The 22,710-nt window shown below is 70.9% G+C and carries 23 protein-coding genes, 1 pseudogene and 1 riboswitch; of the genes and pseudogenes, 4 read left to right on the forward strand and 20 right to left on the reverse strand.

Translation table 11 applies throughout. The features are described 5' to 3' along the window. Positions 1-5: 5 nt before the first annotated feature. From kdpB to LVQ62_RS13420, 4 genes and pseudogenes are all read right to left on the reverse strand, one after another. Positions 6-2,033 carry a potassium-transporting ATPase subunit KdpB gene (gene kdpB, locus LVQ62_RS13405; protein WP_233762309.1) on the reverse strand — a complete coding sequence of 676 codons (2,028 nt, stop codon included), beginning with the start codon at positions 2,031-2,033 and terminating at the stop codon, positions 6-8. Positions 2,034-2,095: 62 nt separating this feature from the next. Continuing rightward, a pseudogene (kdpA, locus tag LVQ62_RS13410) lies at positions 2,096-3,675 on the reverse strand (potassium-transporting ATPase subunit KdpA); the annotation flags it as partial. Continuing rightward, positions 3,675-3,773: a K(+)-transporting ATPase subunit F gene (kdpF, locus tag LVQ62_RS13415; RefSeq protein ID WP_208051778.1), complete on the reverse strand. Its 99-nt coding sequence runs from the start codon at positions 3,771-3,773 to the stop codon at positions 3,675-3,677. The gene kdpF and the pseudogene kdpA, both read right to left, overlap by 1 nt. A 75-nt stretch (positions 3,774-3,848) precedes the next feature. Next, positions 3,849-5,231: a serine hydrolase gene (locus tag LVQ62_RS13420; RefSeq protein WP_233762311.1), complete on the reverse strand. Its 1,383-nt coding sequence runs from the start codon at positions 5,229-5,231 to the stop codon at positions 3,849-3,851. A 96-nt stretch (positions 5,232-5,327) separates the two neighbouring features. Between LVQ62_RS13420 and LVQ62_RS13425 the strand changes: the two genes are divergently transcribed. Continuing rightward, positions 5,328-5,702, forward strand: coding sequence for a ClpX C4-type zinc finger protein (locus LVQ62_RS13425; RefSeq protein ID WP_233762313.1), 375 nt, complete (start codon positions 5,328-5,330; stop codon positions 5,700-5,702). 82 nt (positions 5,703-5,784) lie between these two features. Here the strand turns inward: LVQ62_RS13425 and LVQ62_RS13430 are convergent, their stop codons facing one another. Both LVQ62_RS13430 and LVQ62_RS13435 read right to left on the reverse strand, forming a co-directional pair. Beyond that, entirely contained in the window at positions 5,785-7,599 is a 1,815-nt protein-coding gene (locus LVQ62_RS13430) for an ABC transporter ATP-binding protein (protein ID WP_370639629.1), read from the reverse strand. Next, the gene (locus tag LVQ62_RS13435) at positions 7,596-9,485 is read right to left on the reverse strand and encodes an ABC transporter ATP-binding protein (protein WP_233762315.1); all 1,890 of its coding nucleotides are present in this window, start codon (positions 9,483-9,485) and stop codon (positions 7,596-7,598) included. The genes LVQ62_RS13430 and LVQ62_RS13435 overlap by 4 nt, the downstream gene beginning before the upstream one ends. A gap of 18 nt (positions 9,486-9,503) precedes the next feature. On the opposite strand from LVQ62_RS13435, the gene LVQ62_RS13440 reads away from it, so the two are divergent. After that, positions 9,504-10,145, forward strand: coding sequence for a TIGR03085 family metal-binding protein (locus LVQ62_RS13440; protein WP_233762317.1), 642 nt, complete (start codon positions 9,504-9,506; stop codon positions 10,143-10,145). A gap of 49 nt (positions 10,146-10,194) precedes the next feature. Here LVQ62_RS13440 and hisF read toward each other — a convergent pair whose 3' ends face one another. Then, positions 10,195-10,950, reverse strand: a complete 756-nt coding sequence (gene hisF / locus LVQ62_RS13445) for an imidazole glycerol phosphate synthase subunit HisF (protein WP_208051772.1) — start codon at positions 10,948-10,950, stop codon at positions 10,195-10,197. 207 nt (positions 10,951-11,157) lie between these two features. Between hisF and LVQ62_RS13450 the strand changes: the two genes are divergently transcribed. Then, entirely contained in the window at positions 11,158-11,580 is a 423-nt protein-coding gene (locus tag LVQ62_RS13450) for a hypothetical protein (protein ID WP_233762319.1), read from the forward strand. Positions 11,581-11,605: 25 nt separating this feature from the next. On the opposite strand, the gene LVQ62_RS13455 is transcribed toward LVQ62_RS13450, so the two are convergent. From LVQ62_RS13455 to LVQ62_RS13515, 13 genes are all read right to left on the reverse strand, one after another. Then, complete coding sequence (locus LVQ62_RS13455; RefSeq protein WP_233762321.1) at positions 11,606-12,061, reverse strand: PH domain-containing protein; 456 nt, start codon at positions 12,059-12,061, stop codon at positions 11,606-11,608. Between the two features lie 7 nt (positions 12,062-12,068). After that, entirely contained in the window at positions 12,069-12,914 is an 846-nt protein-coding gene (gene hisG, locus LVQ62_RS13460) for an ATP phosphoribosyltransferase (protein WP_233762323.1), read from the reverse strand. Between the two features lie 30 nt (positions 12,915-12,944). Next, positions 12,945-13,208, reverse strand: a complete 264-nt coding sequence (locus LVQ62_RS13465) for a phosphoribosyl-ATP diphosphatase (protein ID WP_179480402.1) — start codon at positions 13,206-13,208, stop codon at positions 12,945-12,947. Between the two features lie 11 nt (positions 13,209-13,219). Next, on the reverse strand, positions 13,220-13,714 hold the full coding sequence (gene ribH / locus LVQ62_RS13470; protein WP_233762325.1) for a 6,7-dimethyl-8-ribityllumazine synthase: 495 nt from the start codon (positions 13,712-13,714) through the stop codon (positions 13,220-13,222). Beyond that, positions 13,711-14,958, reverse strand: a complete 1,248-nt coding sequence (gene ribA, locus LVQ62_RS13475; protein WP_233762327.1) for a GTP cyclohydrolase II — start codon at positions 14,956-14,958, stop codon at positions 13,711-13,713. The genes ribH and ribA overlap by 4 nt, the downstream gene beginning before the upstream one ends. Position 14,959: 1 nt before the next feature. Further along, complete coding sequence (locus LVQ62_RS13480; protein WP_179480396.1) at positions 14,960-15,655, reverse strand: nicotinamide mononucleotide transporter family protein; 696 nt, start codon at positions 15,653-15,655, stop codon at positions 14,960-14,962. Next, on the reverse strand, positions 15,652-16,275 hold the full coding sequence (locus LVQ62_RS13485; RefSeq protein WP_233762329.1) for a riboflavin synthase: 624 nt from the start codon (positions 16,273-16,275) through the stop codon (positions 15,652-15,654). The genes LVQ62_RS13480 and LVQ62_RS13485 overlap by 4 nt, the downstream gene beginning before the upstream one ends. A gap of 1 nt (position 16,276) precedes the next feature. Next, positions 16,277-17,299, reverse strand: coding sequence for a bifunctional diaminohydroxyphosphoribosylaminopyrimidine deaminase/5-amino-6-(5-phosphoribosylamino)uracil reductase RibD (ribD, locus tag LVQ62_RS13490; protein ID WP_233762331.1), 1,023 nt, complete (start codon positions 17,297-17,299; stop codon positions 16,277-16,279). Positions 17,300-17,439: 140 nt separating this feature from the next. Continuing rightward, a riboswitch (FMN riboswitch) is annotated at positions 17,440-17,576 on the reverse strand. A gap of 108 nt (positions 17,577-17,684) precedes the next feature. Next, a complete protein-coding gene (gene rpe / locus LVQ62_RS13495) occupies positions 17,685-18,338 on the reverse strand; it encodes a ribulose-phosphate 3-epimerase (protein WP_233762333.1) in 654 nt (217 codons plus the stop codon). An 11-nt stretch (positions 18,339-18,349) separates the two neighbouring features. Further along, the gene (locus tag LVQ62_RS13500; protein WP_233762335.1) at positions 18,350-19,861 is read right to left on the reverse strand and encodes an RsmB/NOP family class I SAM-dependent RNA methyltransferase; all 1,512 of its coding nucleotides are present in this window, start codon (positions 19,859-19,861) and stop codon (positions 18,350-18,352) included. Beyond that, positions 19,858-20,784, reverse strand: a complete 927-nt coding sequence (gene fmt, locus LVQ62_RS13505; RefSeq protein WP_233762337.1) for a methionyl-tRNA formyltransferase — start codon at positions 20,782-20,784, stop codon at positions 19,858-19,860. The genes LVQ62_RS13500 and fmt overlap by 4 nt, the downstream gene beginning before the upstream one ends. Beyond that, complete coding sequence (gene def / locus LVQ62_RS13510; RefSeq protein ID WP_233762339.1) at positions 20,781-21,326, reverse strand: peptide deformylase; 546 nt, start codon at positions 21,324-21,326, stop codon at positions 20,781-20,783. The genes fmt and def overlap by 4 nt, the downstream gene beginning before the upstream one ends. A gap of 1 nt (position 21,327) precedes the next feature. Beyond that, a complete protein-coding gene (locus tag LVQ62_RS13515; RefSeq protein ID WP_233762341.1) occupies positions 21,328-22,032 on the reverse strand; it encodes an HAD family phosphatase in 705 nt (234 codons plus the stop codon). A 44-nt stretch (positions 22,033-22,076) separates the two neighbouring features. Here LVQ62_RS13515 and LVQ62_RS13520 point away from each other — a divergent pair, with 44 nt between their 5' ends. Further along, the gene (locus LVQ62_RS13520; RefSeq protein WP_233762343.1) at positions 22,077-22,688 is read left to right on the forward strand and encodes a DJ-1/PfpI family protein; all 612 of its coding nucleotides are present in this window, start codon (positions 22,077-22,079) and stop codon (positions 22,686-22,688) included. Positions 22,689-22,710 lie beyond the last annotated feature (22 nt).

The following is a 22,710-nucleotide window of genomic DNA, read 5'->3' on the forward strand; positions in this document are numbered from 1 at the left end:
GTGGATCACATTCCGGGTAGGAGCTGGACGAGCAGGTCGATGAGCTTGATCCCGACGAACGGCGCGATGACGCCGCCGAGGCCGTAGATCAGGAGGTTGCGGGCCAGCAGCTGGTCGGCGCGCAACGGTCGGTAGCGAACTCCCCGCAGCGACAACGGGATCAGCGCCACGATGATCAGGGCGTTGAAGATCACCGCCGAGAGCATCGCCGAGTTCGGCGAGTGCAGGTGCATCACGTTGAGCGTGTGCAGCCCCGGGTAGAGGCCCACGAACATCGCCGGGATGATCGCGAAATACTTCGCCAGGTCATTGGCGATGGAGAACGTCGTGAGCGCGCCGCGGGTGATGAGCAGCTGCTTGCCGATCCCGACGATCTCGATCAACTTGGTCGGGTCGGAGTCGAGGTCGACCATGTTGCCGGCCTCCTTGGCGGCGGAGGTGCCGGTGTTCATCGCGACGCCGACGTCGGCCTGCGCCAGTGCGGGAGCATCGTTCGTGCCGTCGCCGGCCATCGCGACCATGCGGCCCCCCTGCTGCTCCTTCTTCATCAGGCGCATCTTGTCCTCGGGCGTGGCCTCCGCCAGGAAGTCGTCGACCCCGGCCTCCTCGGCGATCGCCTTGGCGGTCAACGGGTTGTCGCCGGTGATCATGACGGTGCGGATGCCCATCCGGCGCAGCTCCTCAAAGCGCTGCACCATGCCGGGCTTGATGACGTCCTTGAGGTGGATCACCCCGACGGCGGAGGCCGGCGCATCACCCTGTCGGACCGCGATGACCAGCGGGGTGCCGCCGAGCTCGCTGATCTCGTCCGCCACCCGCATCGCCTCGGACACGCCGTCGCCGCCCGACTCCTCGACCCAGCGGCAGACCGAACCCGCGGCGCCCTTGCGCAGCGAGGTGCCGTCGGCGAGGTCCAGGCCGCTCATCCGGGTCTGTGCGGTGAACGGCACCACCGTCGCGTCGGCCGGCGACTCCTGCGTGGAGCCGAGCGCCTCCGCGGTCCAGGTGACGACCGAGCGGCCCTCCGGCGTCTCGTCGGCGAGCGAGGACAGTTGCGCCCACCGCTGCACCTGCGCGGTGTCTGCGCCCTTCATGGCCCGAATGTCCGTCGCCTGCCGGTTGCCCAGGGTGATGGTGCCGGTCTTGTCCAGCAGCAGGGTCGAGATGTCGCCCGCGGCCTCGACGGCGCGGCCGGACATGGCCAGCACGTTGCGCTGCACCAGCCGGTCCATGCCGGCGATGCCGATCGCCGACAGCAGCGCGCCGATGGTCGTCGGGATCAGGCAGACGAGCAACGCGACCAACGTGACCAGTGACGGCGGCTTCCCGGTGAACGCCGCCAGCGGCGGGATGGTCGCGACGGCCAGCAGGAAGATGATCGTGAGGACCACCAGCAGGATGCCGAGCGCGATCTCGTTCGGCGTCTTCTTGCGTTCGGCGCCTTCGACCAGCGCGATCATCCGGTCGATGAAGGTCTCACCGGGCTTGGACGTGATCCGCACGACGATCCGGTCCGAGAGCACCGTGGTGCCGCCGGTGACCGCGCACCGGTCACCGCCGGCCTCACGGACGACGGGCGCCGACTCGCCGGTGATCGCCGACTCGTCGACGGTGGCGATGCCCTCGACCACGTCCCCGTCGCCGGGGATCACCCCACCTGCCTCCACGACAACGAGGTCGTCCTGGCGCAGGTCCGCGGCGGACACCTCCTCCTCGGTGGTGCGGTCGGCACCCAGTCGGCGCGCCGTCGTACTCGTGCGGGTCTTGCGCAGCGAGTCCGCCTGCGCCTTGCCGCGCCCTTCGGCGATGGCCTCGGCCAGGTTGGCGAAGAGGATCGTCGCCCACAGCCACACCGTGATCGCCCAGCTGAAGACGGACGGATGCACGATCGCGAGCAGCGTCGTGAGCACCGACCCGACCCCCACCACGAACATCACGGGTGAGCGGTAGAGGTGGGCGGGATGGAACTTGCGGACCGCGTCCGGCATGGAACTGCCCGCGGTGTGCAGCAGGCTGGTGGTCTGGGTGGTCATGAGAGTGCCTCCGCGAGGGGACCGAGAGCGAGTGCCGGCAGGAAGGTCAGACCGGTCACCAGCAGGGCGACGCCGACCATCAGTCCGGTGAAGAGGGGGTGTGCGTCGGCATGGTGCCGTCGGTGGCCGGCCGCCGGCGTTGCGCCGCAAGGGATCCCGCGAGGGCCAGGACGAGGACGATGGGCAGGAACCTGCCCAGTGCCATCACGAGGCCGAGCGTGGTGTTGAGGTAGGGCTGGTCGGCAGTCAGTCCCGCGAAGGCGGAGCCGTTGTTGTTGGCCGTCGAGGTGTAGGCGTAGAGCATCTCGGTGAGCCCGTGCGGGCCGCTAGCCAGGAGACCGGAGCGCGCGGTGCGAAGTGCGAGCGCGGCGCCCGTGCCCAGGAGCACCAGTGCTGGGGTGACCACGGTGTAGAGGGCGGCGTAGGTGATCTCCTTTCGACCGATCGCCTTCCCGAGCAGCTCGGGGGTGCGCCCGACCATCAGGCCGGCGATGAACACCGCGAGGATCGCGACGATCAGGGCGCCGTACAGGCCGGATCCGACGCCGCCGGGCGATATCTCGCCGAGCGCCATATTGGTGAGCGCGCCACCTCCGCCGATGGGGCTGTAGCTCTCGTGCAGAGAATTGACCGCGCCGGTGGAGGTGCTGGTCGTCGAGCCGGCGAAGATCGTCGAGCCCCACACGCCGAAGCGGACCTCCTTGCCCTCCATCGCGCCGAGAGCGTTGGTGGCGGACGCGCGCTCGGCCAGGGTGATGACGGCGATGCCCGCGGCCCACAGCACGCCCATGAACCCGAGCACGGCGTATCCCTGCCGGCGATCCCCCACCAGCCGGCCGTAGACCCGTGGCAGGGAGAACGGGATGACCAGCATCAGGAAGACCTGCACCAGGTTGGTGAAGGGGTTCGGGTTCTCGAACGGGTGCGCGGAGTTGGCATTGAAGTAGCCGCCGCCGTTGGTGCCGACCTGCTTGATCGCCTCCTGGCTCGCGACCAGGCCGGACTGCACGGTCTGCCGACCGCCGCCCAGGGTCTGGACCACGTGGGGCGCCGCGAGATCCTGGATGACCCCTCCGGCGAGAAGGACGATCGCGCCGATCACCGCGAGCGGCAACAGGATCCGGACGACCCCACGGACCAGGTCGACCCAGAAGTTGCCGACGGTGCCGGACTCCGAGCGGGTCAGGCCGCGGATCAGCGCGACGACCACGGCGAGCCCGACAGCGGCGGAGACGAAGTTCTGGACCGTCAGCCCGAGGGCCTGCACCACGGGTGAGGCGCCGGCCTCACCGGCGTAGCTCTGCCAGTTCGTGTTCGTCACGAAGGAGATCGCCGCGTTGAACGACGTGCTCAGGTCCATCGACGCGCCACGCGCCAGCGGCAGATGCGGTTGCAGGACGCACAGGGCGAAGAGGAGCACGAAGCTCGCCACCGAGAACGCGATCAGCGACACGGCGTACGTCGTCCACCGCTGCTGCGAGCGCGGTGAGACCCCGCATACGCGGTAGATCGCCCGCTCGACGCGCAGGTCGCGCTCACTGGTGAACGTGTGGGCGATGTAGTCGCCCAGTGGCACGTGCACGAGAGCGAGGACCACGACCAGCGTCAGCAGCGTGAGCAACCCCGCGGAGGTGTCGCCCATCAGAACTTGTCCGGTCGGATCAGCGCGTAGATGAGGTAGCCCAGCAACGCCAGGGCCAGCACTCCGGCGCCCACATATTCAGCCATACGGACAGTCAAGAACGCCCTGTGAACGGCCCCCTGCCCGTTGACGCCGTCTTCACGGCTCTTGATGCGATCTTGACGGCGCCCGGCTCAGCGGCGCGGGGGCAACCCGTCGAAGGTGACCGGCTCGCGGGTGAACGGGTAGGTGGCCCAGTGCAGTTGGCGGATGCTGCCGTCCGAATGCCGGTCGATCGTGAGGCGCTCGCCGCGCTCGCGGCCGGAGATCGTGCGGAAGGCGTCCGTGTCCTCGCCGCCCTCGCTGCTCTTCTTCTCGAAGACGGACGGCGGCAGGTGCGCGGGCGGCCCCTCGACCTTCGCCTCGAGGTGGCCGTCCACGATGCTGAAGACGAACGCGCGTCCCTCGGAGTACCAGCGGCCGATCAAGGGCAGAAGCTCCTGCGGCAGCGCGGTGCCGGGCTCCCACGGTGTGATGTCGACGGGCTCGTGCTCGAGGAGGTGAGCGCCGAGGTCGAGCGCGATCGCCGCCGGGTCAGGGGTGGCGGTGGCGTTCATCAGCACCAGGCCGGTCGTCGCGCTCTCGCGCTCGGTGAAGACGCCGGTGATCGCGCCCGGGAATCCGCCGGTGTGCCCCACCCAGGTCTTCCCGTCGCGCCGCGCGAGCATCAGGCCGAGGCCCCATGCCGAGGTCCAGCCGGCCGTGTCGGCGACGACCTGTGGCTGGACCATCTCCTCCAGGGTGTCCGGGTCGAGGATCTCGCCGCTCGGGTCGGCGAGGAATCCGTGCCACGCGATCAGGTCACCGGCCGTGCTCCACAGCGCACCGGCCGAACCCGTCGCGGCCAGATCCATCATCGGCTCCCGCAGGGGTACGTCGTGGAAGGGCGGCACGAAGTACTGCCCGGCCGCCGGCGCGACACGGGTGAGCGTCGTACGCCGCAGCCCCAGGGGCTCGAGCAGCCGGGCCCGCAGGCTCTCGTGCCACTCGCGCCCGTCGAGACGGGCGATGATCTCGCCCAGGATCGCGAAGCCGAGATTGCTGTAGTGCCAGCGGTCGTGGGGACGGCCGACCCGTTCGGCCTCGTTCCAGCCCGACACGAGTTCGTCGCGCCCGGGGAAGCGCAGCTCCTCCCAGACGTCGCCCACCGGTTCACGGGCCATCCCGGTGGTGTGCGACAGGAGTTGGCGGATGGTGACGCCGGGGTGGGTCGCCTCGGGCAGGTGCCGCTCGACCGTGTCGTCGAGGCTGAGGCGCCCCTCGTCGCGCAGCTGCATGACCATCACGGCGACGAAGGTCTTGGTGTTGGACGCGACGGGGTACTGGGTGTCGGCGTCCGGCGGAGTGCCGGGCCGCTCGAGGTCGGCCGACCCGATGCCGTCGCTCCACCACACCTTGCCGGCACGACCGACGGCGGCGAGCAGTCCGGGCACGCGCCCCTCGGACTGTCTGGTGGCCGCCTTACGGTGCAGGTCGCGGGCGGTCTGTGGGAGCAGCTGGCTGCGGACGTGGTTCATCGGGCGACCGTACCCAAAGAGGTTGCGCTGACGCCTGTCAGGTGTAACCTGACGAACATTGTCAGGAACAGCCTGACGTTAGGACGGGAGACCGACATGCCGACGCTGCAGACCACGACGGTGCGGTGCTCGTTCTGCGCCAAGGATGAGAAGGACATCGCCCAGATCATCGCCGGACCGGGCATCTACATCTGCAACGAATGCGTGCAGCTGTGCAACGAGATCCTCGCCGGGTCCGCTCCCGACCACGCCCCGGCCGAACAGCCCGAACTCCCCTACTGGCAGAGCATGAGCGATGAGCAGATGCTCGATCTCCTCCCGAAGATCGCCGGCGTCGCCGACCAGGTCGAGACCGGGCTGGGGACGTGGGTGACGCGGCTGCGGGACCGTGGCGTCACCTGGTCGCGCATCGGTACGGCGCTGGGGATGACGCGCCAATCGGCGTGGGGTCGCTTCTCCGGCGAGGAGTGAGTCGTCGCGCACGGTTGATCGGTGTCGTCGCGCGCCCTATACAGCGCGCAACGACCCTGCTCGCCGCGATCGACCCGGGTCGTCAGCCGGACTGGGCCGACCAGGAGGCGTGCATCCGCGCGTAGACGCTCCCCGTCTGGGCCACCAGCTCGTCGTGCGGTCCGCGCTGCACGATGCGCCCGCGGTCGACGACTACGACCTCGTCGGCTGCCTCGGCGGTGGACAGCCGGTGAGCGATGGCGATCGACGTACGACCGCTCGCCAGGCGCTCCAGCGCGCGCTGGATGCGCACCTCGGTCGCCGGGTCGACCGCCGAGGTGGCCTCGTCGAGCAGCAGCAGATCGGGCTCGGTGAGGTAGGCGCGCACCAGCGCGACCAGCTGCCGCTCCCCCGCCGACAACGACTCCCCGCGCTGCCCGACCGCTGTGGCGAGTCCGCTCGGCAGTCCGTCGAGCCAGTCGCCGAGACCGAGGGTCGCGAAGGCCAGCAGCACCTCCTCCTGCGTCACGCCCGGGCGCGCGAACCGCACGTTCTCCAGCAGCGAGGCGTCGAAGAGGAAGCCTTCCTGCGGCACCAGCACGACGCGGGATCGCAACGAGGAGAATCGGATCCGGCGTACGTCGACCCCGTTCAGCAGCACCGCTCCCGACACCGGGTCCATCAGCCGGGTGAGCAGCTTGCCGATCGTGGTCTTGCCGGATCCGGTCTCGCCGACGATCGCCACGCGCGATCCCGGCGTGACGTCGAGGTCGATGTCGTGCAGCACGGTCGGGCCACCGGGATAGGCGAAACCGACGTCCTGCAACTGCACACGCACCGGACCCCGCGGCAGGTCGACCCCGCCCTCGCCCGGGTCGGGGACGTCGGCGGGTGTGTCGATCAGCCCGATGACCCGGCGCCACCCCGCCACGGCGTTCTGCAACTCGTTGAGGTTCTCGGTGGCCGTCTGCACCGGCTGGGTGAAGAGGTTGACCAGGAAGAGGAACGCCACGAGCTCACCGATCGTGAGCCGGCCGTGGGCGGCGAGGATCGTGCCGACCCCGAGCGCCGCGATGGTGGTGGCACCCGCGACGACCTGGCCGGAGACGAACGCGCTGACCGTGCGGATCTGCGCGGTGATGGCGGCCCGGCGATGCGCCTCGACGGCGACGTCGATCCGTTCGGCGGTGCGGTCCTCGACGCCGTACGCGCGGATCGTCGTCGCACCCACCACCGACTCCGAGATCGCGCCGAGCATGTCGCCGACGCGCTCGCGCACCGCGAGGTAGGCACGCCCGATCCTCGCCTGGAACTTGCGCAGCAGCAGGAAGAGCGGCACGAAGCAGATCCAGACGACCCCGGTCAGTTCCGGGCTGTAGAAGAGCATCAGCGCGGTGGCGATGAGGATCTGGGCGCCGGAGATGATCAACGTCAGCCCGCTGGACTGCACGAACTTGGAGATCTGGTCCACGTCGCTTGTCACCCGGGAGACGAGCGACCCGCGCCGCTCGGCGTTCTGGGTGAGCATCGACAGGTCGTGGATCTGACGGAAACCCTTGATCCGCAACGTCGCCAACCCGCTCTCCGAGGAGCGGAAGAGGCGCAGATTGACCGCGTACGACGCCACGCTGGTCAGCACGACGGCTCCCGCCACCACGAGCACCAGGCGCAGCACCAGACCGACGTCCGGGCCGCCTGCGGCGAGGATCCCCTTGTCGGTGGTCTGCTGCACCGCGATGGGGACGAGCACCTGGCCGAGCGTGGCGACCAGCGCCAGCGCCAGGGTGATCGAGAAGCCCCGGCCGAGCTCGGGCGACAGGGCGAGCCCGCGCCGAAGGATGGCCCACGTGCCCATGCTCTCGGTGTCGCCCAGGCTGCGGGTGCGGGTGTCGGGGCGCTCCTTCGTGACGGTGCTCATCGCGCGTCCACCGCTTGCGTGTCCTTGCCGGAAGCGGCCTTGGCATCCGCCCGGTCCTGCGCGTCGTCGGCGTACGCGCTCACGATGCGTGCGTACGGCGCGCACCGGGCCATCAGCTCGGCGTGCGTGCCGGTGTCGACGACCCGGCCGCGCTCGACGTAGACCACCGTGTCGGCGAGCGAGATGGTGGACAGCCGGTAGGCGACGACCAGCGTGGTGCTGCGGCTGCCCCGACGCTGCGCCTCCTCGCGCAGACCGTCGAGGATCGCGACCTCGACCGTCGGGTCGACCGCGGACGTCGCATCGTCGAGGATCAGCAGGTGCGGCGAGCGGATCACCGCCCGGGCCAGGGCGATCCGCTGACGTTGACCGCCGGACAACGTCGCCCCGCGCTCGGCGACGCGGGTGTCGAGACCTTGCGGCAGCCCTCCGACGAACCCGGTCGCCTGTGCGATCCGCAGCGCGCGGTCGACCTCGGCATCGTCGTACGGTCCGCCGAGGGTGATGTTGCCCCGCACGGTGTCGTCGAAGAGGAACGTCTCCTGGGAGACCAGCGTCGCGGCCGCGGGGATGCCGTGCCGACGTACGTCGGCCAACCGGACGTCGTCGACCAGCACGTCGCCGGAGTCCGGGTCGACCAGCCGCAGGGCGACGTTGGTGAGCGTCGACTTGCCCGACCCGGTGGGCCCGACGAGCGCGGTGAGCGAACCGCCTGCGAGGTCCAGATCGACGCCGTGCAGCACCTGGGCACCGCCGACCGACGCGCTGTCCTTGCTCGACAGGTCGGACGTGCCGCCCGCCGCGTAGGAGAAGTCGACCGCCCGCATGCTGAGTGCGCCGGACCCGTCGGCGGGCAGGACGCGGTCGCCGTACGTCATGGACCCCTGCGCGGACAGCACGTTGTCGATCCGGGTCCAGCCCACCAGCGTGACCGGGAGGCCTGCGAGCACCCACCCGAACGACCGGACCGGGAACGCGAGCAGTGAGAAGAGGTAGGCGACCTGGACCACGTCGGCGGCGCTGAGGTCGCCGGATCGTACGCGCGCCGTGCCGACAACCAGCACCGCCAACGTGCCGAAGGTCGGGATCGCGTCGATGACCGGCTCGAAGATGCCCATCACCCGGCCGACCTCGATGGCAGCCCCGCGCAGCTCGTAGGTGCGTTCGGCGAAACGCTCGGTCTCCTGCTCCTCGCGGCCCATGGCCTTGACGACGAGCGCCGCCTCGATGCTCTCGTGGGCGACCTCGCTGACCTCGCCGCGCAGCTGCTGCGCGCGGGTGGCCCGCGGCGACATCTTGGATCGGAAGACGGCGTTCACCGCGAAGAGTGTCGGGAAGACGAGCACCCCGATCAGGGCCAGCCACACATCGATCTGCAGCATCTCGACCACGCCGACCACCAGCATCACCACGACGCCGAGTGCGAGCGGGAGCGGCTGGAAGATGGACCAGGTCGCCTCGACGTCGGCGTTCGCGTTGGACAGCAACTGACCCGAAGGGTGTCGGTGGTGCCACGCGAGCGGGAGGCGCAGGTACTGCCGAGTGACCCGTCGGCGGTAGTGCGCGATCAGGTTGTAGTAGGCCGTGCCGGCCCCAACCCGTCGGCAGACGACGCCGATCGCGTTCAGCAGCACCACGATCCCGAGCTCCCACACGATCGTCCACACCTGAGAACCGGTGACGTGGTGGGCCTTGACGGCGGGGCTGACGACCGCGCCGACCAGGTGGCCGATGACGCGGGCGGTGAAGACCGTCATCACGCCGTAGACGAAGCTGCCGAGCACCGCGACGGCGAGCGCCCGTGGTTCGCGCCGGAAGCCGACTCCGATGATGCGCAGTGCCGGTCCGAACGCCCTCGCGGTCGAGGGTGCATCGGGCGACGGCATATGCACCAGTATGGAGGCATGCCGAACATCGCTCAGCAGGAACGTGCCGCCATCTGCCGGACCTTCATCGAGGTCGGCCCCGATGCGCCGACGCTGGACGGGGATTGGCGCGCCCGTGACCTCGCCGCCCACCTGATCCTGCGCGAACGCCGACCGGACGCCGCGCTCGGTGCGGTGCTGCCGGCGCTCGCCGACCGCACCGAACGGATCCAGCGCGAGCTGGCCGCGAAGGACTTCCCCGGCCTGGTCGAGCAGATCCGGCAGGGTCCGCCGGTGTGGCATCCCGCACGGATCGCCAAGATCGACATGCTCAGCAACCTCGGCGAGTTCTTCGTGCACCACGAGGACGTGCTGCGCGGCGGGGAGTCGTGGCAGCGGCGCGAGCTCTCGCCACAGCTGTCCCAGGCGCTGTGGGACAACCTGCCGCAGGTCGCCCGGCTCGCGATGCGCGACGTACGGGTGGGAGTCGTGGCCGATGCGCCGGGGGTGGGGCGGCGGTCGATCCGCAAGCCGAAGGACGAGCACGGCAGTGTGGTGCTCACGGGTCGGCCCGGGGAGATCTTCCTGTCGGTGTTCGGTCGTGACGGGGTCGCGGAGGTGACGTTCGACGGAGCGGACGTCGACGTGGCGGCGTACCGGGAATCCAAGCGCGGGGTGTAGCGATGAGAGTCGTTGCGCGCTCTATAGGGCGCGCGACGACCCCGATGTCTCAGCGGACGGGGTGGCCTGCTGCCCGCAGGGCGTCCTTGACCTGGCCGATCGTGAGCTCGCCGAAGTGGAAGACGGACGCGGCGAGGACGGCGTCGGCTCCCGCGTCGACCGCCTGCACGAAGTGCTCTGGCGCACCAGCTCCGCCGCTGGCGATGAGCGGCACCGACACCTCCCGGCGTACGGCGCGGATCAGCTCCAGGTCGAAGCCGTCCTTGGTGCCGTCGGCGTCCATCGAGTTAAGCAGGATCTCCCCGGCACCGAGCGCGGCGGCGCGCACGCACCATTCGACGGCCTCCAGCCCTGCGGACGTGCGACCGCCGTGGGTGGTGATCTCGAAGTGGCCGTCGGCGGCGCGGCGTACGTCGGCCGAGAGCACCAGCACCTGCGCGCCGAAGCGGTCGGCGATCTCGGCGATGACCTCCGGGCGGGCGATCGCGCCGGTGTTGATGCCGACCTTGTCGGCACCGCTGCGCAGGAGACGGTCGACGTCGGCGACGGTGCGCACTCCCCCGCCGACGGTCAGCGGGATGAAGACCTGCTCGGCGGTGCGGCCGACCACCTCGTACGTCGTGTCACGCGCGGCGGAGCTGGCCGTGACGTCGAGGAAGGTGAGCTCGTCGGCGCCCTGGCCCTCGTACCCGTGGGCCAACTCGACGGGATCGCCGGCGTCGCGCAGGTCGACGAAGTTGACGCCCTTCACGACGCGCCCGGCGTCGACGTCGAGGCACGGGATCACACGCACCGCTGAAGTCACGCGCGTCAGCCTACGGTGGGGTCGTGGACGTCGGTGCGCAGAGTTTCGTGTGGGGAGCCAACGACGCGCGCGCCGGCGACGCGAATGCAGTTGCGGCGTGGGCGCGTTCGATTGCCGAACTGGTGGAGCTCGAAGCGGCCCCTCGACCGGTGGTCGTCGCGATCGACGGGCGAGGGGGGCGCCGGCAAGTCCAGCCTCGCGGCGCTCGTGGCGCCGCTGCTCGACGACGCGCCGGTGGTGCACATGGACGACATCTACCCGGGATGGGACGGGTTGGCCCGGGCGGTCCCGCTCCTGGTGGAGCAGGTGCTGGCGCCGCTCGCGCGAGGTGAGCGGGCGTCGTACCGGCGTTATGACTGGGTCGCGGGCGCCTACGCCGAGACCCTCGTGGTGCCGCCCCAGCGGTACGTCGTGGTCGAGGGTGTGGGGTCCAGCGTCGGTGCGGCGCGCGCGTACGCCGATGTGCGGGTGTGGGTACAGGCACCGACCGACCTGCGACGGCGGCGCGGCGAGGATCGCGACGGTGGGGGCTTCGCCGGTCACTGGGAGCGGTGGGCCGCACAGGAGACGTCGCTCTTTGACGCGGATGGGACGCCGGAGCACGCCCACCTCACCATCGAGACCGGCTGAGCTCGATCGGCGAGGGATCGCCGGGTCAGCGGTCCTGGACGGTCGAGTGCACCTGCACCAGGGCCGCCATCCGGCCGGCTTCGGCCTGCGCGTGCGGCCCGTCGGATCGCTGCACCGCCATCACCGCCAAGTGCTCGGTGTCGTCGAGTTCGAGCACGAGCCAGGGCTGGCCACCGCCGAACTGGACGTTGACCACCTGCACCCACTCGATGGTGCGCGTCGAGAGCAGATTGCGCACCTGCAGGCCGCGCTCGGTCGGCACGGCACGCACGAGCGCGTACCGCATCAGGAACGCGGCGATGAGCACCCCGAAGAGCGTCAGCATCACCGAATCGATGCCGGCCCAACCAGTCACCCCGCCGCGCGGGACCGTCAGCCCCACGATCGCGAAGGCGATCACGCACGCGACCGCCGCTGCCGTGGCCACCATGCGGGAGCGCCGCGGACGGAAGACGGCGTACGGCTCGGAGGTGGTGGTCATCGGATGCTCATAATCGGCAGGCCGCGATTTCGGTGACGAGGATGGCGCGCGCACCGATCTGGTAGAGCTCGTCCATCACCGCGTTGGTGGAGCGGCGCGGCACCATCGCGCGGACGGCGACGAACTGCTCGTCGTGCAGCGGCGACACGGTCGGGCTCTCCAGCCCGGGCGTGACCGCGAACGCCTGCTCGACCAGCTCGCGTCGGATGTCGTAGTCGACCATGACGTAACGCTGAGCGGTCAGCACGCCCTGCAGACGCCGGATCAGCACTGCCAGCAGCGGATTGGAGTCGGCATCGGTGCGCTGCACCAGCACGGCCTCGCTCTGCAGGATCGGCTCGCCGAAGACCTCGAGCCCCGCGTTGCGCAGCGTCGTGCCGGTCTCGACGACGTCGGCGATCACGTCCGCTACCCCCAGGGTCACGGCGGTCTCGACCGCACCGTCGAGGCGTACGACCTCCGCGTGCACCCCGTGCTTCTTCAGGTCGGCGCGCACCAGACCCGGGAAGCTGGTCGCGACCCGGCGACCCTCGAGCTGGGAGACGTCGGCGACGCCGCCGGCCAACCCGGCGTAGCGGAAGGTCGACGCACCGAACCCGAGCGGCAGGCACTCGGTGGCCGGGCTGCCGGAGTCCAGCAGCAGATCGCGTCCGGTGAGGCCGACGTCGAGGGTGCCCTGCCCGACGTACACCGCGATGTCGCGCGGGCGCAGGAAGAACAGCTCGACGTCGTTGTCGGCGTCGAGGATCACCAACTCCTTGGCGTCGCGGCGCCCGCGGTAACCGGCCTCGCGCAGCATCTCGGCGGCGGGTTCGGCGAGCGCGCCCTTGTTGGGCATCGCCACTCTTAGCATGGTCGTCCTTCGTCGGTGCCGGTCAGAGGATCACAGGTAGGAGTAGACGTCCTCGAGCGTGAGCCCGCGCGCCAGCATCAGCACCTGCAGGTGGTAGAGCAGCTGGCTGATCTCCTCGGCCGTCCGCTCCACGCCCTCGTGCTCGGCGGCCATCCATACCTCGGCGGCCTCCTCGACGATCTTCTTGCCGATGCCGTGCACACCGGTGTCGAGTTCCGCGACGGTGCCGGATCCGGCCGGTCGCTCGCGTGCCTTCTCGGCCAGCTCGGACCACAACTGCTCGAACGTCTTCACGAGGAGCCAGGTTACGGTGCGATGGAGGTCGACCGGGCCAGCGTCCGCAGCGTGATTGCGGTCGCCACGGCCGCCGTCGCCGCCTCGTGGCCCTTGTCCTCGCTCGACCCGGGCAGCCCGGCCCGCGCCAGCGCCTGCTGCTCGTCGTCGCACGTGAGCAGGCCGAAGCCCACGGGCACCCCGGTCTGCACGCTGACCTGGGTCAGCCCCAGGGTCGCGGACTGGCACACGTAGTCGAAGTGCGGTGTGCCGCCACGGATGACGACCCCCAGCGCCACGAGGGCGTCGTACGACGGTGCGAGACGCGCGCAGGCGACGGTCAGCTCGAAGCTGCCGGGCACCCGCACGAGCTCGACGTCGTCGTCCGCCACCCCGGCGTCGGACAGTCCGCGCCGCGCGCCGTCGACCAGCCCGCTCATCACCTGCTCGTGCCAGGACGCGGCGATCACCGCGATCCGCAGGCCGGTGGCGTCGGTCGTGACGGTCGGGGCTCCGTGCCCGCTCATGCCGACACCCCGTGACCGGTCGTCAGGTCGGTGGGATGAAGGGGCGACACCGACTCCAGCGGCGGCGTGTGGCCGAGCCGCTCGCGCTTGGTGCGCAGGTAGCGCTCGTTCTCGATCGTCTGCCCCACATGCAGCGGCACCATCTCGATCACGTCGATCCCCAATTCCTGCAACGCTTCGGCCTTCCGTGGGTTGTTGGTGAGCAGTCGGACGCCGGTGCTCCCCAGGTCGTGCAGGATCGCCGACGCGGCGTCGTACTCCCGCGCGTCCACGGGCAGACCGAGCCGGGTCTGCGCGTCGACGGTGTCGTATCCACCGTCCTGCAGCTCGTACGCGCGCAGCTTGTCGGCGAGCCCGACCCCGCGGCCCTCGTGTCCGCGCAGGTAGACGACGGTGCCACCGTCACGCCCGATGCGCTCCATCGCCGCCTCGAGCTGCGGACCGCAGTCGCACCGCCGGGATCCGAAGACGTCGCCGGTGAGGCACTCGGAGTGCACCCGCACGAGTCCGTCGCCGAGCCCGGTGGGGCTGGTGAGCGCCAGGTGCTCGGCGCCGGTGAGTCGGTCGACGTACGCCGTGACGGCGAAGGAACCGTGCGGGGTGGGGAGCGTGGTGCGGGCCACCGCACGCACCCGGTCCTGACGGCGGCGCCACGCGACCAGGTCGGCGATGGTGATCGTCAGCAGGCCCTCGCGCTCGGCCAGGTCGAGTGCGGCGTCGAGCCGCATCATCGACCCGTCGTCGTGCACCAGCTCGACGATGACACCCACCGGGGACAGGCCGGCCAGACGGCACAGGTCGACGGCCGCCTCGGTGTGACCGGGCCGCTCCAGCACGCCGCCAGGGCGGGCGCGCAGCGGGAAGACGTGCCCGGGCCGGGTCAGGTCGCTCGCCGTCGCGGCGGGATCGGCCAGCGCGCGGACCGTGGCGGTGCGATCGGCGGCGCTGATGCCGGTGCTCACCCCGCGGGCCGCGTCGACCGAGACGGTGTAGGCGGTGCCCTTCGGATCCTGGTTGTCGCGCACCATCGGCGGCAGGGCCAGCAGGTCGGCGACCTCGCCCGGCAGCGGTGCGCAGACGACGCCCGAGCCATGCCGCACGGCCCAGCCCATCCAGGACTCCTCGGCGACCGCCGCGGACATCACCAGGTCGACCTCGTTCTCCCGGTCGGCGTCGTCCGCCACCAGCACCGGTCTGCCCAGCGCCAGTTCGGCCAGCGCGGCGTCGATCGTCGCGAGCCGCATGTCAGACGCTCCCGGTGGGCTCGAGGACGAGCGCGTCCCGTCGGGACACGTTGAGCCAGACGAAGAAGCCCCAGATCACGAACGCCGCGTAGACCGCGTACAGCACGGCCGACGGGTAGTACTGGAACTTGATGAGCTCCGGCACGCCGACGAGGTCGACGGCCAGCCACATCAGCCAGAAGTCGTTCCAGCCGCGGGCCATCGCGAAGGTGGCCATCATCGAGCCGATGAAGATCCACGCGTCGCACCAGTAGTAGTACCAAGGGGCGGGGAACCCGGCGCCGATGAGCTTGAAGAGCCACCAGCAGACGACCAGCCCGACGAGCCATACCCCGACGTACGCCGCCCGTTCGCCGGCCGTGGCCCAGCGCGGGTCGACCGCCGGCGCGTCCTGCCTGCGGGTGCGCTTGGTCTGGCGCCATGCCCACCAGCCGTAGACCGAGGTGAGGATGAAGAACACCTGCCGCCCGGCCTGCCCGAAGAGCACCTGACCGCCGTGGCCGGTGAAGCCCACCGCGAAGAACACGGTGAAGAGCAGCGCGTTGCCGACGATGCCGATCGGCCAGGCCCACACCTTGCGGCGCATGCCGCCGAGCGCGGACGCGAGGCCGAAGAGGTTTCCGACGATCTCGCGCCAGGTGATCACGTGACCGGAGATGGTCAGGTGCGCGTCGTACAGGTTCTGGAAGAAACTCATGCGTCCTCCTCGGTGGCGGACCGGGCGCCGAGGCGTCCGGCGAGCAGGCGCTCGGTGTACTTGGCGAGGATGTCGACCTCGAGATTGACCGGCTCGCCGACCGCGCGATGGCCCAGCGTGGTCAGCGCCAGGGTCGTGGGGATGAGCGAGACGGTGAAGCTGTGGTCGTCGACGGACGCCACGGTGAGGGATACGCCGTCGACGGTGATCGACCCCTTCTCCACGACGTACGCCGAGAGCTGATGCGGTAGTTCGATCCGTACGACGGTCCACCGGTCCCCCGGCTCGCGACCGAGCACGCGCGCGGTGCCGTCGACGTGGCCCTGCACGATGTGACCGCCGAAGCGACCGTCGGCGGGCATCGCGCGCTCGAGGTTGACGGGGTCGCCGGGCGCGATCCCGGCGAGGCTCGAGCGACGCAGCGTCTCGGCCATCACGTCGACGGTGAACCCGTGCTCGTCGTGGTCGACGACGGTCAGGCACACGCCGTTGACCGCGATGGACGCGCCGTGCCGCGCATCGGACACGACGGTCGCGCCGTTGATGCGCAGGACGGCCGAGTCGCTGGCGTGCTGGATCGATGCGAGGGAGCCGAGCTCCTCCACGATGCCGGTGAACATCTCAATCTTCCTTCGTCGTCGTTGTGGGCTGCAGCCGCAGCCGCAGGTCGTCGCCGAGCCGGGTGACCTCGGACAGGCCGAAGCGGCGGATGCCGTCGATGGACCCGATGCCGAGCCCCGCGACGGCCGCCGGACCGTCGCCGAGCAGCGCCGGCGCCAGGTAGGCGACGACCTCGTCGACCAGCCCGGTCCGCAGGAACGCCGCGGCCAGCGTGGGGCCGCCTTCGAGCCACACATGCCGGATCTCCTGGGCGTGCAGCTGTTTCAGGACGACGTGCGGGTCATGGACGGGCAGCAGCAGGGTGGGGGCGGCGTCGTCCAGCACCCTCGCGGTGGCGGGGATCTCCCGCTCCCCCACGATCACCCGCAGCGGCGGCCGCCGGGGCGCGTCCGGCGTACGCACGGTGAGTGCCGGGTCGTCGGCCAGAACGGTGCCGGTGCCGACCACGAGAGCACCCGCCCCTGCCCGCAGGCGGTGCACATCGGCGCGGGCCTGCGCGCCGGTGATCCACCGGCTGCTGCCGTCGGCCGCGGCACTGCGCCCGTCGAGGGTGGCGGCGAACTTCCAGGTGACGTAGGGGCGTTCGTGCTCGACGGCGAACGTCCAGTGGGCGTTGAGCGCGGCAGCCTCCGCTGCACGGAGCCCGCCCGACAACTCGACATCCGCGTCGCGCAGCACGGCGGCGCCACCTCGGGCGGCGGGGTTGGGGTCGGACTGGGCGTAGACGACGCGGCGTACGCCGGCCTCGACGAGCGCCTCGGCACACGGGCCGGTGCGGCCGACGTGAGCACAGGGTTCGAGGGTGACGTACGCCGTGGCTCCCCGTGCCCGATCGCCCGCGGCGCCGAGGGCCATGACCTCGGCGTGCGCAGTGCCGGCGCCGTCGTGCCATCCCTCCCCGACGACCGAATCGCCTGCGACGACAACACATCCCACCCGAGGATTAGCGTCGACGGCCGGACCGCGCTGCGCCAGTTCGAGGGCGCGCAGCAGAAAGGTCTCGTCGCGGGATCGGGTGTCCATCGCGCTTCACAACTCCTGTCGGCCGGCCGGTCGGGCACGGGCTCCAGGGCGATGAGCGACATAGCGGTCCGCGACGGGACGCAGCCCCCGGAAGGGTGCGCTCCGTCGCGACACGCGTGTCGCGGACCCGCCGAAGCGGGTCACGTGCTGCCTACCATCCGGACTTTCACCGTCGGTCCCGGAATTCCACCAGGTCAACCGGCCCACTGATCGAAGCTGGACCGGGTCGCGGACTGTCACCGCCGGTTCGGAATTACACCGACCCCGGAGCACGTTCTGCCGCGATGTTACCGCAGCGTCACCATGCCGCTCGCCGCGGACCGGTTGTCAGCGGATCTCCGACGCCGGCACCAGAAGGACGCTGACAACCGCGGGGGCTGGCCGATCAGCAGCACTTCTGGGCGAGTTCGCGCAGGCGGTCTATCGCCGCCGCCGCGTCGTCCGCGCCGTACACGGCCGATCCCGCGACGAAGACGTCGGCACCGGCCCGGGCGCACTGCTCGATGGTGTCGCTCGAGACTCCCCCGTCGACCTGCACCCAGATCTCGCCGCCGCGACGTCGGACGGCTTCGCGCACCTGCGCCACCTTCGGCATCTGGTCGGCCATGAAGGACTGGCCGCCGAACCCCGGCTCGACGGTCATCACCAGCACCATGTCGACCTCGTCGAGCAGTTCCTCGTACGGCGCGAACTCCGTGCCCGGCTTGATGGCCACACTCGCCCGCGCACCGGCCGCGCGGATCGCGCGAGCGAGCCGCACCGGGTCGTGCGCGGCCTCGATGTGGAAGGTGATGCTGCCGGCGCCGGCCTCGGCGTAGTCCGTGGCCCAGCGGTCGGGGTCATCGATCATCAGGTGGCAGTCCAGCGGGATCGGGCTGACCTTGGCCAGCGCCTCCACCACCGGCGCGCCCAGCGTCAGGTTGGGCACGAAATGCCCGTCCATCACGTCGACGTGGGCCCAGTCGGCATGGGAGATCCGCTGCAGCTCCGCCTGCAGGTTGGCGAAGTCGGCGGACAGGATGCTCGGCGCGATCTGCACGAAATGTCCTCTCAGTCCTGGGTTTCCGGCTTGCGCAGCAGCGCGAAGTACATGGCGTCGGTGCCGTGCAGGTGGGGCCACAGCTGCACGTCGGGACCGTTGCCCAAGTGTTCGATCGGCGCGCCCGCGGTGTCGCGGAAGAGCGGGCGAGCGTCCTGCAGGGTGGCCCCCGTCTGCTCCACCACTGATGCCACCAGCTGAGAGGTCTCGGCCAGGTGCGGGCTGCAGGTGGAGTAGCCGACGACGCCGCCCGGCCGGGTGGTGGCGAGAGCCGACAGCAGCAGCTCCCGCTGCAGCGTCACCAACGGGGTGACGTCGGACGGCGTACGCCGCCAGCGCGCCTCCGGGCGGCGGCGCAGCGCGCCCAGACCGGTGCAGGGCACGTCGGCGAGCACGCGCTCGTAGGTGTTGGGCTCCTCGACGCCCAGGTCGCGCCCGTCACCGGTGCCGATCATCACCTCGATCCCTGCTTCGAGGGTGGCGCGTAGTGACTTGCGCACCAACGTGGTCCGGTGCTCGCTGACCTCGTTGGCGAAGACGACGGCGCCCTGTTCGGCCGCGAGGTTCGCCAGCAGTGCGGTCTTGCCGCCCGGCCCGGCGCACAGGTCGAGCCACTCCTGGTGTTCGCGCCCCTCGACCAGACCCGGCTCGGCCAGCGCGAGGGTGAGCAGCTGGGAGCCCTCGTCCTGCACGGCCGCACGCATCCGGCGTACGGCGTCGATCTGCGCCGGATCGCCTCCGTCGAGCACTGCGCCCACCCGGGACAGCCGGGAGGCGTGAGCGCCAGCGGCGACCAGCTCCTCCACGGTTGCCAGGCCCGGCCTTGCCACCAGCGACACCAGAGGTGGCGCGTTGTCGGCCTGCAGCAGTGCGAGCAGCTGCTCGTCCACGTCGTCGGAGGTGGCCGTGCCACGCTCGAGCAGGGCGGCACGCATCGCGCGAACGACCCACATCGGGTGGGAGTGTTCGATCGACAGGCGCTCCAACGGTTCCCGGCCGGCGATGACCTCGGCGACCCACTCCTCGCGGGTGCGTTCACTGACGCGGCGTAGTACGGCGTTGACGAAGCCGGCGGCGCCCGCTCCATTGACCTCGCGCGCCAGCGCCACCGTCTCGGACGCCGCGGCATGCGCGGGCACGCGCATGCCGAGCAGCTGGTGCGCACCGAGCCGCAGCGTGTCGAGCACCGGCGCGTCGATCTGCGCGACCGGACGGCCGGCGCAGCGCTCGATGATCGGGTCGTAGAGCCCGCGCATCCGGATCGCGCCGTAGGTCAGTTCGGTCGCGAAACCGGCGTCCCGGCCGTGCAGGTCGGCCTCGCGCAGCAGCTTCTGCAGGTCGAGGTTGGCGTACGCGCCGTCCGCGACGTTGCGGGTCACCTGCCAGGCGACGCGCCGGGCGGGGTCACCGGAACGCCGCCGATCGGTGGGTCGCTGAGCCGAGCGACCGTCGTTCGAGCGACGTCGCGCCGCGGGACGCTGACGCCCCTTCGCGTCGCGGTAGCCGCCGCCGTCGTCACTCATCCGAGCACCTCGTCCTCGCCGACCCGGGAGCCGCGTGCCCAGTCTGCCGCCGGCATCGCCTTCCTGCCCTGGGGCTGGACCGTGCCGAGGCGCACGGCTCCGGCGCCGGTCTGGACGTCGACACCCGCCTTGCCCACCCGGATCGCGCCGGGAGCGTCGCGCACCTCTTCGTCGAGGAGGCTCACCGGCCCCACCTTGAGCCGCTCCTCGCGGAACGTCGTCCACGCACCGGGTGCCGGCGTGACTCCGCGGACTCTGCGGTCGACAGCGAACGCCGGCTCGTGCCAGCGGATCCGAGCATCCTCGACCGAGATCTTGGGTGCGAGCGAGACGCCTTCGGAGGGCTGCGGCATCGGTGTGAGATCACCCTGGGCCAGCGTGTCCAGCGTGGCAACCAGGAGCCCGGCGCCCGCCGTCGCCAGCCGCTCGAGGAGGTCGCCGCTGGTGTCCCGCGGCCGCACGGTCTCGGTCATCGTGCCGAGGATCGGGCCGGTGTCCATGCCCTCCTCCAGCAGGAAGGTGGTGGCACCGGTGACCTCGTCGCCGTGGATGACCGCGTGCTGCACGGGCGCGGCACCGCGCCACGCAGGCAGCAGCGAGAAGTGCAGGTTGATCCAGCCGAGGCGCGGCACGTCGAGAGCGACCCGCGGCACCAGCGCGCCGTACGCCACCACGGGGCACACGTCGGGCGAGAGTTCGGCCAACTGCGCGAGGAAGTCGGGATCACGCGGTCGCTGCGGCGTGAGCACCGGCACGCCCACCTCGTCGGCGAGCACACCCACCGGCGAACGGCGTACCGAACGCCCGCGCCCCGCAGGTGCGTCGGGGCGGGTGATGACGCCGACCACGTCGTGCGCGGAGTCGAGCAACGACCGCAGGGACGGGACGGCGACCTCCGGTGTGCCGGCGAAGACGACCCTCACAGCGCACGTCCGTAGGTCGCATGCGGGCTGTCGCGGATGATCGGTCCGGGCAGCCCGGCCCACTCTGCGTCCCGGATGGCCTTGAGCGCGTGGCGGCGAGCGGTCGGGTCGAGCCGGTCGACGAAGAGGATGCCGTCGAGATGGTCGGTCTCGTGCTGGAAGCAGCGGGCGAGCATGTCGCTGCCCTCGATGGTCACCGGTTCGCCGTGCATGTCGAAGCCGCGGGCGACGGCCCGCAGGGACCGCGTCGTGTCGAAGCGCAGGTCGGGGATCGACAGGCACCCCTCGGGTCCGCACTGCAGCTCCGGGGAGAGGGTGAGCTCGGGGTTGATCACATGCCCCAACTGCCCGTCGACGTAGTAGGTGAAGACGCGCAATCCCACGCCGATCTGCGGGGCCGCCAGACCGGCGCCGGGCGCGTTCATCATCGTGTCGGTCAGGTCGGCGACGAGGGTCTGCAGCTCACGGTCGAAGACGGTGACGGGTGCGGCCGGCGTCCGCAGCACCGGATCGCCGAAGAGGCGGATGGGGGTGACGGACATCTCAGATCGCCTTCACCGGAAGCCCGCGGAAGAGCAGGTCCGCGCGCAGATCGGACGGGCTGGTGAACTGCACCGCGTCCATCCCGGCGAGCACGGCCGCCTGGACGTTGTCGAGTCGGTCGTCGATGAAGATCGTCTCCTCCAGGTCGCCGACGTGCTCCACCCGCTCGGCCAGCACCTCGAAGATCTCCGGGTCGGGTTTGGCGATCCCCTCCTCGCCGGAGATCACGATGTCCTCGAAGAGCTCCAGGAAGTCGAAGCGCGCGAGCGCCACCGGGAAGAGTTCGTGCGACCAGTTGGTCAGCGCGAAGAGGGGTGTCCCCGCGGAGTGCAGCTCGCGCAGGATGGCGACCGTCCCCTCGATCGGGCCCACCAGGGAGGCCTCGAAATGCTCGCGGTAGGCCAGGATCTCCTCGCGGTAGTGCGGGTGCCGGGCGATCGCGTCGGCCTCGGCGTCCTCCCAGGCGCGCCCGGCGTCCTGCTGCATGTTCCAGGCGTGGAAGTCGAACGTCTCGTCGGCGAGGAAGGCCCGAGCCCGCTCGTCGCCGACGGCGGCGCTGATGGCGGCGTACGCGTCCCACTCGATCAGCACGTTGCCGAGGTCGAAGACCACGGCCAGCACAGGCGCGGGTGCGAGAGGGTCGCGATCGACCGTCGTGGGCGAGGGCAGGGTGGATCCGCCGGACTCCGGAAGGCTCGAACTCATGGTGAAGGGAGCCTAACGGCGACCCGCGCTGGCACGATCGGGGCATGACCACCGAGACCGTGCCCGCGCGCAAGCAGATCGGCATCCTGCTCTTCGACGGGGTCGAGGAACTCGACGCCGTCGGCCCGTGGGAGGTGCTGTCGTTCTGGACCAGGGAGTACCCGGACGACGGGTACGACGTCTCCTGCTTCTCGCGCGAGGGTGGCCCGGTGCGGTGCGCCAAGGGCCTCACCCTGGTCGCGCCGCTGTCCTACGCCGACGTACCGCCATGGGAGGTGCTGGTCTACCCCGGCGGCGAGGGCACCAGGCCGCAGCTGGTCGACGAGGCGCAGTTGGACTGGGTGCGCGATCAGCGCGAGTCGGTCCCGCTGCTCACGAGCGTCTGCACCGGCTCGCCGGTGTACGCCGCTGCGGGCCTGCTCGCGGGGCGACCGGCCACGACGTACTGGGGAGCGCTGGAACGGTTGCACGAACTGGATCCGAGCATCGAGGTGCGGCCGGATGACCGCTACGTCGACTCCGGCGACATGATCACCGCGTCCGGGGTGTCTGCCGGGATCGACATGGCGCTGCACCTCGTGCGCCGGCTCGCCGGTGAAGAGCGGGCTCGTCAGGTGCGCCGCGGCATCCAGTACGACCCGCAGCCCCCGGTCTGACCCGTCCCTCTCCCCCCGACGG

This window comes from Allobranchiibius sp. GilTou73 (assembly GCF_021391335.1).
GTDB classification, from domain to species: Bacteria; Actinomycetota; Actinomycetes; order Actinomycetales; family Dermatophilaceae; genus Allobranchiibius; species Allobranchiibius huperziae.

What these genes read in the sequence shown, in the direction of transcription:
- LVQ62_RS13485 (WP_233762329.1), bottom strand. Translation starts at nt 16,275, where the DNA reads ATGTTCACCGGCATCGTGGAGGAGCTCGGCTCCCTCGCATCGATCCAG.
- LVQ62_RS13455 (WP_233762321.1), bottom strand. Translation starts at nt 12,061, where the DNA reads ATGACCACCACCTCCGAGCCGTACGCCGTCTTCCGTCCGCGGCGCTCC.
- ribA (WP_233762327.1), bottom strand. Translation starts at nt 14,958, where the DNA reads ATGCGGCTCGCGACGATCGACGCCGCGCTGGCCGAACTGGCGCTGGGC.
- ribH (WP_233762325.1), bottom strand. Translation starts at nt 13,714, where the DNA reads ATGAGCGGGCACGGAGCCCCGACCGTCACGACCGACGCCACCGGCCTG.
- LVQ62_RS13430 (WP_370639629.1), bottom strand. Translation starts at nt 7,599, where the DNA reads ATGAGCACCGTCACGAAGGAGCGCCCCGACACCCGCACCCGCAGCCTG.
- LVQ62_RS13420 (WP_233762311.1), bottom strand. Translation starts at nt 5,231, where the DNA reads ATGAACCACGTCCGCAGCCAGCTGCTCCCACAGACCGCCCGCGACCTG.
- LVQ62_RS13440 (WP_233762317.1), top strand. Translation starts at nt 9,504, where the DNA reads ATGCCGAACATCGCTCAGCAGGAACGTGCCGCCATCTGCCGGACCTTC.
- LVQ62_RS13515 (WP_233762341.1), bottom strand. Translation starts at nt 22,032, where the DNA reads ATGAGTTCGAGCCTTCCGGAGTCCGGCGGATCCACCCTGCCCTCGCCC.
- ribD (WP_233762331.1), bottom strand. Translation starts at nt 17,299, where the DNA reads ATGGACACCCGATCCCGCGACGAGACCTTTCTGCTGCGCGCCCTCGAA.
- hisG (WP_233762323.1), bottom strand. Translation starts at nt 12,914, where the DNA reads ATGCTAAGAGTGGCGATGCCCAACAAGGGCGCGCTCGCCGAACCCGCC.
- kdpB (WP_233762309.1), bottom strand. Translation starts at nt 2,033, where the DNA reads ATGACCACCCAGACCACCAGCCTGCTGCACACCGCGGGCAGTTCCATG.
- LVQ62_RS13425 (WP_233762313.1), top strand. Translation starts at nt 5,328, where the DNA reads ATGCCGACGCTGCAGACCACGACGGTGCGGTGCTCGTTCTGCGCCAAG.
- def (WP_233762339.1), bottom strand. Translation starts at nt 21,326, where the DNA reads ATGTCCGTCACCCCCATCCGCCTCTTCGGCGATCCGGTGCTGCGGACG.
- LVQ62_RS13520 (WP_233762343.1), top strand. Translation starts at nt 22,077, where the DNA reads ATGACCACCGAGACCGTGCCCGCGCGCAAGCAGATCGGCATCCTGCTC.
- LVQ62_RS13500 (WP_233762335.1), bottom strand. Translation starts at nt 19,861, where the DNA reads ATGAGTGACGACGGCGGCGGCTACCGCGACGCGAAGGGGCGTCAGCGT.
- LVQ62_RS13435 (WP_233762315.1), bottom strand. Translation starts at nt 9,485, where the DNA reads ATGCCGTCGCCCGATGCACCCTCGACCGCGAGGGCGTTCGGACCGGCA.
- LVQ62_RS13480 (WP_179480396.1), bottom strand. Translation starts at nt 15,655, where the DNA reads ATGAGTTTCTTCCAGAACCTGTACGACGCGCACCTGACCATCTCCGGT.